Below are 11,735 nucleotides of genomic sequence, written 5' to 3'. Positions count from 1 at the left end.
TAATCCAATTTATGAATTGTATAGCAAAAGGGGTATTTTCATATTTGAAAATACCCCTTTTGTCAACGGTCTGTTTTAATTTTAATGTTTCTATTGATTTTAATTTTTTGGTATATAGCATATAAGGTTAAGAGATTTGATAATAAGTTATTGCTGGGCATTGCAGTAATAGTGTCAAGCATATTTTACTTAGTTGCTGTTTTTGAATATTTTCAAGTAGAAGAAGATAGACTTATATACGTAAATCCTTTAGGAATGATAAGAAAAGAAATACCATGGACTGAGATAGTAAGAATATATGTTTATTCTGATAATGTTTTGAAAGCAGTTAAGATTGGATATGGAACATTAACAGAGAGAGAAATAACCATCGATTTTGTGACTAAAGACTATAAAAGATTAATTAAAATGGTATTAGATAAAGTTGAGGGAAATGAGAAAGTTTCAATAGATATAAGAATTGATGATTTCATAAAATAAATATACCTTCAAAAGCATTGATTTACACGAGTCAGTGCTTTTTCATTTGTAAAATAACCGAATAAACTTCTAACACTGATCTGTAGAAAAGAAAATAATTAGACTGACTCTGAATAGAGGGGGAGAAAATTTTATTGTGAGGGTTTAATAGTTGGGAAATAGAAGTGGTATAATAAAAAGTAAATATAGTAACACAATTGGAGGTAACAATGGATAAAACGATTGATAGAGAGTATATGCTAAAGACTGCAAAAACTTTGTTGGAGTTTAACAGTCCTAGTGGATTTTGTTTTGATATTATGAAGGTAATAGAAAAATGGGCAGTGGAATTTGGATATGATTTTGAGACAACTAATAAAGGTTGTGGAATTATTACTGTACCAGGTAAGGAAGAAGGTAAGGTAGTTGGATTATCGGCTCACGTTGATACTTTAGGAGCTATGGTAAGATCAATAACTAGCAGTGGAACTTTAAAGTTTACTTTGGTGGGTTCTCCTACAGTTCCAACTTTAGATAGTGAATATTGTAGTATAAGAACTAGAGATGGCAAGATATATACTGGAACTTTTTTAAGTGATAGTCCAGCAGCTCATGTTTTTGTAGATAGTAAAACTAAACCTAGAGATCCTGAACATATGCATATAAGAATAGATGAAAGAGTAACTAATAAAGAAGAAACTCAAAAGCTTGGTATATGTCCAGGGGATTTTGTGTTTATTGATCCTAAAACAACAATAACAGAAAGTGGTTTTATTAAGTCTAGATTTATAGATGATAAGGGAAGTGTAGCTTGTCTTATGACCTTACTTGAAATGATGAGCAGGGAAAAAATTGTTCCTACATACACTACTAAAATATTCATTTCTACTTATGAAGAGGTTGGGCATGGTTCATCATATATTCCAAGTGATATAACTGAAATGATAGCTGTAGATATGGGATGTATAGGTGATGACCTTAGTTGTACAGAATATGATGTTTCTATTTGTGCAAAAGATTCAGGTGGCCCTTATGATTATAATATGGTAACTGACTTAGTGAATTTGGCTAAAGGTAATCAGTTAAAATATGTAGTTGATATTTATCCTATGTATGGATCAGATGTTGGAGCAGCGCTTCATGGAGGAAACAATATAAGAGGGGCTTTAATTGGGCCTGGAGTTCATGCATCTCATGGAATGGAGAGAACTCATAGCGAAGCTTTAGAAAATACTATTAAACTTTTATATCTATATTTAACTAAATAAGTTGCATTTTTAATATATTGTAGTATAATATTAGTAAGAAGTAATATTCAATGTATATTAATTGAAATATAAATGAATAATATAAATGCAGGCTCACTAGCTGAGGAAATCGTAATGGCCGATTCGGGCACTCCCCTGTTAAAAAAATAATCGTGAACGGTAGCCATTAATAAAAACTCCTTAACGGGAGTTTTTATTGCGTCTAAGGAGAAAAGATGGATATAACTGATATACAAAAATGTGCTGATTTTTATAAAACAGAATATATGGAGAAGTTTTATATAATAACAACTTTTTGTGGGAATGGTTTTGTATTAGTAGCTGAAAAAAGAAATTTTCCTCATTTGATGGGAATTAAAAATCAGGTATACAAATCAAATGGTTACAAGAATCCAAGTAAACTATATGATGATATAATAAGTGGAGTGAGGGTGTCAAATAGGATAATAAGTAATACTATTTCAACTACATCAAAAATGTATAAGAAAGCTTTAAATTTTAATAAATCTACAGATATATTTTGGCATAATACAGGACCACTAGCTGTTAATTATAATGAAACTTTAAGTACGACTAAATTAAATAATGTTTCTCTTTTATTAGTAGATATAAGCTCAGGCTACATGACTGGGTGGATTGAAAATACAGATATATTATTAAATTCCGAAAGCAAACTAAAAAAGTACTGCTTTTGTACATGGATTGATGAGACTGGGGGCTCTCAATCTCAAAAAGAAAAGTACATGCCTTCTCAGAGTATAGAAATCATTAAAAATGTATTGGCATTTGACAAAAATTCAAAATTAGTTAATCAGAAAACTTACTCATACAGTAGTGATCAAAAAAGAGAGATTTTATTATCGATTGAACGTAATGGAAGCAATTTAATGTTAGATAATAAAAATGAAAGATATTATAAGGAGATTGCAGTAAGAGATTCTATTCACTGTAAGATTAATGGAATTACATACTAATATAAAAATTGTAATTAAAATTAAGATTAACATATTCATTTTAATTAATTTCTAATAATTAAATTTTGAAAATTAATTAAAAAAGTAGCAGACTGATTAAACAGTCTGCTACTTTTTTAATTGGAAGATTTATTTATTCATTCCTATAAAAACTTTTTCTGGTGTTATAGGAAGGTGCCTTACATTTACTCCAACAGCATTATAAACTGCTGCTGCAATAGCTGGTGAAGGAGTGTTTATTACTATTTCTCCTATGGATTTTGCACCAAAAGGTCCAGTTGGTTCATAGCTTTCTTCAAAATCAACTATTATATTTCCAATATCTTTTCTCGTTGGGATTTTGTATTGCATAAAGCTGTTGCTTTGAAGTCTTCCATGAGGATCATATTTAACATCTTCATATAAGGCTAGGCCTATTCCTTGAACTATCCCACCTTCAGCTTGGATTTTTGCAAGCTTTGGATTTATTATAGTTCCGCAGTCAACTACTCCTACGTAGTTTAATAAATCAACTTTTCCAGTTTCTTTATCAACTTCTATTTCTGCAAAGCCAGCCATAAATGGTGGTGGAGTAACGTCACTTCCGTGATTTCCAAAACCAATTAGATGTTTACCTTTAGGACCAACAGTTAGCTTTTCTGATAAGTCTTTTAGGGATATGGATTTGTCATGATTTTCAGATTTAATCACATCTTCTGCTAATAGTAATTCATCTTTAGGAATAGCTAATGCTTTTGAAGCTTCTTCTAAAATCTTAGCTTTTAAATCCTCAGATGCTTTAACCACTGCCATACCTGTAACATAGGTTCCACTTGATGCATAAGAACCTGGATCATAAGGAGTTATATCTGTATCTGCTGCAATAACTGTTATGTTTTCCATTGATGTATCAAGTACCTCAGCAGCCATTTGTGTTAGTATTGTATCGCAGCCCATTCCTACATCTGTAGCACTTATTAAAAGAGTAAAGTCGCCTTCCTCATTTAATTTAACTTCAACAGAAGAAGTGTCTATATGAGCTATTCCTGAACCTTGCATAGTTATAGCCATACCAACTGATCTTATCTTATTTGGAGAAACCTCTCTAGATGGATACTTTTCATCCCAATTAATAAGAGTTTTACCCTTTTTAATACAATCTTCTAAGGATATACTTTGAATTGGTTTTCCATAGGCTTTTGTAGTTTCGCCATACTTTACTAGGTTCTTTAATCTTAGTTCTATAGGATCTATATTTAATTTTGTTGATAGCTCATTCATAGCAGATTCAACTGCAAAGGTTCCTTGAGTAGCACCGTAACCTCTAAAGGCAGCACCCTTAACTTTATTAGTATAGACTGCTTGAGCAAAGAATCTTGATGCTTTTACCTTGTTATATAAAGGAAGAGTTTTTTCAGCTACTAAACCTAAGGTTGTAAAACCATGTTCTCCGTAAGCTCCTTGGTCAGATAAAGCATTTATATCTATTGCATTTATGGTTCCATCTTTTTCGGCACCTATAGTAACTTTGATTCTCATGGCATGTCTAGTATTAGTTGCTTCAAAATTTTCTTTTCTTTCATATACTATTTTAGATGGTTTTCCTGTTTTTAGGGTAACTAGGGCTGTATATATTTCAACTACAGAGGTTTGTTTACCCCCAAAGCCTCCACCAACTCTAGGTTTTATTATTCTAATTTTACTAGGGGATATCTCTAAAGCTCTAGCCAATTGCCTTTTTATGTGGAAAGGAACCTGAGTTGATGAAGTTACTACTAATCTTCCCATATGGTCAAGATAACTAAAACTTCTGAAGGTTTCCATCATTGCATGAGCTTGTGCTTGAGGATAATATGTACTTTCAACTACAACAGGAGAATTGCTTATAGCCTCATCTACATTTTCTCCAAAGGAATTGTTTATGGTACATACTATATTTCTATCCTTTTCCATTCCAGTTGGAAAGTTTAGATGAATATCTTCTTCTGGGTGAATTATTGAAGGGTGGTCTATAGCTCTTTCAAAATCCAAAACAGGTTCAAATATTTCATATTCAACCTTAATCATATTCATGGCTTTTATAGCAGTTTTTCCATCTACAGCAGCGATAATAGCTACTTCATCTCCAACATAACGCACTAATTCATCTAAGATTAGGTTGTCATAAGGTGAAGGTTCAGGGAATGATTGACCTGCTAAAGTAAAACGTGTTTTAGGTACATCCTTATGAGTAAATATACATTCTACTCCTTCAAGTTTTTCAGCTCTTGAAACGTCTATGGATTTTATCCTAGCAAAAGCATGAGGGCTTCTTAATATTTTAATAACTAGGGCATTTTGGAGTGCTAAATCCTCAGTATATACTGGTTTTCCTGTAACTAAAGCTAAACTATCTATTTTATTAAAGCTTTTTCCTACTGACTTCATATTACATTACCTCCAAGTATTTTTTTACTGCTCTAAGTTGTCCCATGTAGCCTGTACATCTACATAGGTTTCCAGTTAGATAATGAATTATCTCATCTTCAGTAGGATTTTTTAGCTCATTTTTCATAGCGATTACTGTCATTATAAAACCAGGACTACAGAATCCACATTGTTCAGCACCTTCATTTGATAGAATTTGTCCAAACTTTTTAGCTTCCTCTTGAGCTCCTTCTATAGTGACGATTTTTTTATCACAAGCTTTTAATGTAAGTAAGGTACAAGATAATAAAGGAGAGCCATCAATCCAGACTGTACATAAACCACAGCAGCTTGTATCACAACCTTTTTTAACGCCAAGATATCCATTTGCTCTAAGAGTATCTATTAGCATGTCATCTGGTTCAACTTGTAATTTGTGATTTTTTCCATTTATATTTAAGATTACTAACATTTTATTACCTCCATAATAGCTCTTTTTACTAGTACTTTGCTTATAGCTTGCCTGTATTCACCGGTAGCTCTCATATTGGTTCCAAAGATTAATTCAGAAGTCAGTGTGTCTAAAGCTTGAGTAAGAAGTTCTTCACTAAAAACACCAGTAGATAATATTTTTGATGCCTCTAAAGAGATTTTAGCAGTGGCAGGTCTAGCCCCTACAACTATTTTAAAATCATCGTTAAGTTTAGATACAGTTACATTTAATATAGGATAATCACTTTTTGAATTTCTCAAGGATTTATAAATAGCTTTTCTTTGAGTTTTCTTTATGTAAATTTTAGTTAAGATATCTTTTTTATATGGTTCAGATAGGAAATCTTCAAGTGTTAGTCTTCCACCTTTATATAGCTCAACTTCTGTATCGAGGGCTAATAAGGCAGTTATAAAATCAGAAAAACCATATTTTGAATATACTGAAGCCCCTACCGTTACCATATTTCTAAATTGAACACCTATAATATCTTTAACGGCTTCTTTTAATACTCCATTGAAGTGGGCATTTAATACTTCGCTTGTTTCTATATCTCTAAATGTAGTTGAAGCTCCTATTTCTATATAATCATCAGATTCACTTATATAATTCAAATTAAGTTTTGAAAGGTCTATTCCTGTTCCTATTCTTTTGGAACCCATTTTTAAAAATGCACATCCACCTAGAATGGTATTAGTCTTTCTAGCAACTAATTTATTGTAGGCTTCATCTAAGGTTTCAGGTTGAAAGAATTCTAATAAAGTAAACATATATTTATACTCCTCCTAAATACTCTATATAAATACGAATATTATCAAACTATTTAATTATATCACATTCAATAGTGGCGTACATATATTAATTAAAAGAAAAGTATGTTCAGATTTATTAACTTGTTGTATAATAATAAAGGTCTTGTTATCACTTTGATAAAGATATTTCAGTATTTTAAAGTTAAAAATAGATTTAAATCAAATAAGGCAAGAAAAAGAGTTAGGATTATATTTATCAATAAGTACAATTATATATATCAAAATGATAATCATTTATCATTTTGATATAAAATATTAATAAAAAAATCATTACAATAATAGATAATTAGTGAAATGAAATACTTTTAATGGCAAAAATGCATAAATATAAGTAATAAGTAGCCTGTAATGAGCCATATTAATTCATATATTCCTGAAATTTCAAATCGTAAAAGTTGGCACGGGAATTGCTTTATATATTTGTGCAAGAATAATTAAAATCTTTATTTGATAAATGACTATTTATTTATGCCATTAAAAATTAGTAATGAATATTATTATAAGCAAGTTCAACGAGGAACTTTAGAGCTTAGAAATTGATTTTTTATTATATTTCTAAAACTCAAAGTACTTTTTGGACTTGCTTTTTTATTTTTAATAATAATATTGTCATTTAGAAAGATAGGGAGGTAAAGACATCAATTGTTAATCAAATTTTTAAGTATTTAATTAAGGGGGAAAAAACATGAAAAAATTTCTTAAAATCTTTGCAACAAGCTTAGTAGCAGTATCTTTGGCACTAACGGGCTGTAGCACATCAAAAGGTGATACAGCAACAAAAACTGATGAAACAAAAAAGGATTTAAAGGTAGGGTTCATATTATCAGGTCCAATTACAGATGGTGGTTATAACTACAATCACAATAAAGGTAGACTTTATCTTGAAGAACAAACTGGGGTTGAAACAATTTATAAAGAATCAGTTAAAGAAGATTCAGCAGAGGTTCAAAAAGTTGTAGAAGATATGATTAGCCAAGGTGCTAATGTAATAGTTGGAGCTAGTTTTGGATTTATGGATGGTATGGTTGCATCAGCTAAATCTCATCCAGAAGTAACATTCTTACATGGTGGTGGACACCAAACAGCAGATAATTTATCTAACTACTTCGGTAGAGAGTATGAGGCTAGATACTTATCAGGTATAGCTGCTGGTATGAAATCTAAAACTAAAAAACTTGGTTTTGTAGGAGCATTCCCAATACCAGAAGTTATAAGAGGTATTAATGCATTTGCTTTAGGTGCTCAATCAGTTGATCCAAGTATTACTGTACAAGTTGTTTGGACAAACACTTGGTATGATCCAGCTAAAGAAAAAGAAGCAGCAAAAGCTCTTATTGCAAATGGTGCTGATGTTATAGGACAACATCAAAATACAGCAGGTGCGCAGCAAGCAGCAGAAGAAGCTGGAGTATTCTCAGTAGGATATAACGTAGATATGAGTGAATCAGCACCAAAAGCTAACTTAACTTCAGACATATTTAACTGGGGAGTTTATTACACTGCTCAAATTAAAGCAATTCAAGATGGTACATGGAAATCTGGAAGCTACTGGGGTGGAATTAAAGATGGTTTAGTTGATTTAGCACCACTTACAAGCAATATAGCAGAAGGAACTAAAGAAAAAGTAGAAAAAGCAAAAGAAGCAGTAGTTTCAGGTGAAAACAAAATATTTGTTGGACCATTAAAAGATCAAACTGGAGCAGAAAAAGTTGCAGCAGGAAGCACTATGACTGATGATGAAATCTTCTCTATGAACTGGTTTGTACAAGGGATAGATGGAACTATTCAAAAATAATTAATATGGAGTGATACTTTATGAATTCAGAGTTAATTGCTGTAAAAAAAATAACCAAGACATTTGGAAAAGTTGTAGCAAATAACAATGTTGATTTCAGCGTGAATGCCGGTGAAATACATGCACTTTTAGGTGAAAATGGGGCAGGTAAAAGTACACTTATGAATATGCTATCTGGAGTTTATACTCCAGATAGTGGTTCAATATTCATACATGGAAAAGAAGTTACTTTTACTTCACCTAAAGATGCTATAAAAGCAGGAGTTGGAATGATATATCAACATTTTAAGTTAGTAGAATCAATGACTGCTATACAAAATGTATTGTTAGGACAAGAGAATAAATTATTTGTTAATCAAAAGAAGCTTGTAAATAAAATTAATGATATATGTAAGAGATTTGAGTTAGATATAGATGTTAATAAATATGTTCAGGATATGTCTGTTGGGGAAAGACAAAATCTTGAGATATTAAAAGTATTATATAGAGGTGCAGATATTCTTATATTAGACGAACCAACATCGGTTTTTACACCTCAAGAAACTAAAAAGTTATTCAATATTATGAATAAAATGAAGCAAGAGGGTTGCGCTGTAATATTTATAACACATAAATTGGATGAAGTTATGGAGGTTTCAGATAGAATCACTATATTAAGAAAGGGTGAGACAATCTGTACTGTTGATAAAGAAAATACAAATCCTAAAAATCTTACTGAACTTATGGTAGGAAAAGAAATGGATTTATTTATAGATAGGGTAGAATGTGAAGCTGGAGAAGTAGTTTTAGATGTTTCAAATTTGAGTGTTTCAGGTAGTGACAAAATAAAACTACTAAAGAATGTAAGCTTTAATATAAAAGCTGGAGAGGTACTAGGTATAGCAGGTATAGCTGGTTGTGGTCAAAAGGAGCTTTGTGAAGCTATAACGGGAATATGTAAAATAGATGAAGGTGAAATAAACTTTAATGGAGAAAACTTAGCTGGGAAAACTTCCAAAGAATTTATGGAAAGAGGAATAGCTATGAGTTTTGTTCCAGAGGATAGATTAGGAATGGGTCTAGTTGGAGCTATGGGAATAGTGGATAATCTATTATTAAAGGATTATAGAAAACAAAAGGGTATGTTTGTTAATAGAAAAAGCTTAGTAGATAAGGCGAAGGATATAGTGGAAAAGTTGGAGGTTAAAACTCCAGGGATACACCATCCTATAAGATATTTATCAGGTGGAAATATACAGAAGGTTTTACTTGGTAGAGAATTGAGTTTAGATCCTAAGCTTATAGTAATGGCTTATCCAGTGAGAGGATTAGATATTAATACTTGTTACACTATTTACAACATAATTAATGAGGAAAAGAAGAAAGGTACCTCAATTTTATTTGTTGGAGAAGATTTAGATGTGCTTATTAAGCTTTGCGATAGAATCATGGTTTTAAATAGTGGAGATGTAACAGGAGTAATTGAAGCAGAAAAAGCTACTAAAGAAGAAATTGGTCTTATGATGGTATCAAGCGGAAATAAGGATGGTGATAAATATGCTAGTGAGGCTAGTTAAGAGAACAGAAGTAGATAATAAAAAGGGTATGCAGATAAGAGTTTTAGCAGTTATTTTAGCTTTAGTTATAGTAAGCTTATTACTTCTTTTTCTTAAATTAAATCCATTAAGTGTATATGGCACAATGCTAAAAGGCGCTTTTGGTTCTGCTTACGGAATAAGACAAACTATAATTCAGGCAATACCTCTTTTGATTGCTGGTTTAGGTGTATCTATAGCATTTAAAATGAAGTTTTGGAATATAGGAGGAGAAGGTCAGATAATGATGGGAGCTTTTGGAGCTGCATTAGTAGCTCTAAATTTTCAAAGCTTACCTAAACCATTATTATTGTTACTAATGCTTGTAGTAGGAGCGGTTTTAGGTGGAATATGTGTGTTAATTCCAACATATTTTAGAGTAAAATATAGAACTAATGAAACTATTACAACCTTGATGATGAACTATATAGTTATAAAATTCATAACCTACTTACAGTATGGACCATGGAGAGATAAAAATTCTTTAGGTTTTCCTAAAATTCCAAATTTCTCTGATAATGCTATTATGCCTAAACTTTTTGGAGTTCATATAGGATGGATTATTGCTATAGTTTTAGCTGTTCTAGTATATATTTATATGAATTACACTAAAAAAGGATATGAAATTTCAGTAATTGGGGAAAGCGAAAATACAGCAAAATATGCAGGGATGGATATAAAGAAAACAATTCTAGGCGCTCTTTTCTTAAGTGGGGCAATATGTGGAATTGCTGGAGTTATACAAGCTTCAGCGGTAAGTCAGACTTTATCTGTAGAAGTATCAGGTGGAGTAGGTAATACAGCAGTTATAATAGCTTGGCTTGGAAATTTAAGCTCTATAGGAATAAGTATAGTAGCGGTATTATTTGCAGCTCTAGTGTCTGGGGCAAGACTTATACAAACTGCATATGGAATTCCTGAATCTGCAGCTTCTTTATTACAAGCAATTATACTTTTCTGTGTACTAGGAAGTGAGTTTTTTATAAGATTTAAGCTTATATTTAATGGAGTATCTAAAAAAAGAGAAAAAGTTCAGGAGGTGGCATAAATGGATTGGATTACAAATTTTTTAGCAGCAGCAGTTATCGCAGGAACACCGCTTCTTTTTGGGACTTTAGGAGAAATAATAATAGAAAAAGTAGGAAATCTTAACCTTGGAGTTGAGGGGTTAATGCTTTTGGGTTCAGTTATGGGCTTTATGGTAGGCTTAAGTACTGGAAATCCATTTATTGCTTTAATTGCGGCTATGATTGCAGGCGCATTAGGAGCCTTAATATATGCCTTTTTAACTGTTACTCTTAGAGCTAATCAAACTGTTTCAGGTTTAGCTTTAACCATATTTGGAACAGGGTTATCAAGTTTACTTGGAACTAAACTTGTAGGGCAAGTAACTCCAGATAGTATAAAGGCATTTTTTAAACCTGTTGCCATTCCTTTATTATCAAAGATACCAGTTTTAGGTACAGCTTTATTTAACCAAGATCCCTTTATTTATTTAGGATATATATGTGCAGTAGTTCTAGGATTATATTTATATAAAACCTCAAAAGGGTTAAATGTTATAGCTGTAGGTGAAAATCCAGCAGCTGCAGATGCTGCAAGTATAAATATTAATTTATATAAATATGTGCATATTCTTTTAGGTGGAGCTTTGTGTGGACTTGGAGGAGCTTATCTTTCACTTGTATATGTACCTGCTTGGCAAGAAAATGTTACAGCTGGTCGTGGGTGGATAGCTGTGGCTTTAGTTATATTTGTAGGATGGAATCCATTTAAGGCTTTAATAGGAGCTTATTTCTTTGGAGGGTTAGATATATTAGGATTTAGAATAAGCAGTCCATTTATTAATCAATATTTGATTGCGGCTATTCCATATATAGCAACCTTCGTAGTTCTTGTAGTGGTTTCTATGAGAAATTCAAGAAAAAATTCTCCACCTAAATCTTTAGGACAATCATATTTTAGAGAAGAGAGATAA

General features: G+C 31.6%; 10 protein-coding genes. 7 read left to right on the top strand and 3 right to left on the bottom strand.

Annotated elements, in window-relative coordinates:
• Nucleotides 1–171: 171 nt before the first annotated feature.
• The 3 genes from L1S49_RS01780 to L1S49_RS01770 all read left to right on the top strand — a co-directional run bounded on the left by L1S49_RS01780 (nt 172) and on the right by L1S49_RS01770 (nt 2,701).
• Complete coding sequence (locus L1S49_RS01780) at nt 172–480, top strand: hypothetical protein (RefSeq protein ID WP_238902303.1); 309 nt, start codon at nt 172–174, stop codon at nt 478–480.
• 209 nt (nt 481–689) lie between these two features.
• The gene (locus L1S49_RS01775; RefSeq protein ID WP_238902302.1) at nt 690–1,727 is read left to right on the top strand and encodes a M42 family metallopeptidase; all 1,038 of its coding nucleotides are present in this window, start codon (nt 690–692) and stop codon (nt 1,725–1,727) included.
• A gap of 215 nt (nt 1,728–1,942) precedes the next feature.
• Nucleotides 1,943–2,701, top strand: coding sequence for a PBECR4 domain-containing protein (locus L1S49_RS01770; RefSeq protein WP_238902301.1), 759 nt, complete (start codon nt 1,943–1,945; stop codon nt 2,699–2,701).
• A 129-nt stretch (nt 2,702–2,830) separates the two neighbouring features.
• On the opposite strand, the gene L1S49_RS01765 is transcribed toward L1S49_RS01770, so the two are convergent.
• The 3 genes from L1S49_RS01765 to L1S49_RS01755 are packed head-to-tail and all read right to left on the bottom strand — an operon-like array spanning nt 2,831 to nt 6,346.
• Nucleotides 2,831–5,107: a molybdopterin cofactor-binding domain-containing protein gene (locus L1S49_RS01765; RefSeq protein WP_238902300.1), complete on the bottom strand. Its 2,277-nt coding sequence runs from the start codon at nt 5,105–5,107 to the stop codon at nt 2,831–2,833.
• A gap of 1 nt (nt 5,108) precedes the next feature.
• Entirely contained in the window at nt 5,109–5,558 is a 450-nt protein-coding gene (locus L1S49_RS01760) for a 2Fe-2S iron-sulfur cluster-binding protein (protein ID WP_238902299.1), read from the bottom strand.
• A complete protein-coding gene (locus L1S49_RS01755) occupies nt 5,552–6,346 on the bottom strand; it encodes an FAD binding domain-containing protein (protein ID WP_238902298.1) in 795 nt (264 codons plus the stop codon). The genes L1S49_RS01760 and L1S49_RS01755 overlap by 7 nt, the downstream gene beginning before the upstream one ends.
• A gap of 727 nt (nt 6,347–7,073) precedes the next feature.
• Between L1S49_RS01755 and L1S49_RS01750 the strand changes: the two genes are divergently transcribed.
• Genes L1S49_RS01750 through L1S49_RS01735 form a run of 4 tightly spaced genes read left to right on the top strand, consistent with a single transcriptional unit; the run spans nt 7,074 to nt 11,735 of the window.
• The gene (locus L1S49_RS01750; protein WP_238902297.1) at nt 7,074–8,183 is read left to right on the top strand and encodes a BMP family ABC transporter substrate-binding protein; all 1,110 of its coding nucleotides are present in this window, start codon (nt 7,074–7,076) and stop codon (nt 8,181–8,183) included.
• A 20-nt stretch (nt 8,184–8,203) separates the two neighbouring features.
• Nucleotides 8,204–9,739 (top strand): ABC transporter ATP-binding protein, encoded by a 1,536-nt coding sequence (locus tag L1S49_RS01745; RefSeq protein ID WP_238902296.1) that lies wholly within the window; start codon nt 8,204–8,206, stop codon nt 9,737–9,739.
• Entirely contained in the window at nt 9,720–10,805 is a 1,086-nt protein-coding gene (locus L1S49_RS01740) for an ABC transporter permease (protein WP_238902295.1), read from the top strand. Before L1S49_RS01745 ends, L1S49_RS01740 begins: the two co-directional genes overlap by 20 nt.
• Nucleotides 10,806–11,735: an ABC transporter permease gene (locus tag L1S49_RS01735; RefSeq protein WP_238902294.1), complete on the top strand. Its 930-nt coding sequence runs from the start codon at nt 10,806–10,808 to the stop codon at nt 11,733–11,735.

The sequence above is a fragment of the Clostridium sp. YIM B02506 genome, from assembly GCF_022324845.1.
GTDB lineage: Bacteria > Bacillota > Clostridia > Clostridiales > Clostridiaceae > Clostridium_T > Clostridium_T intestinale.
The sequence above is the reverse complement of the archived record's forward strand: the minus strand, read 5'-3'. Positions and strand labels throughout refer to the sequence as shown.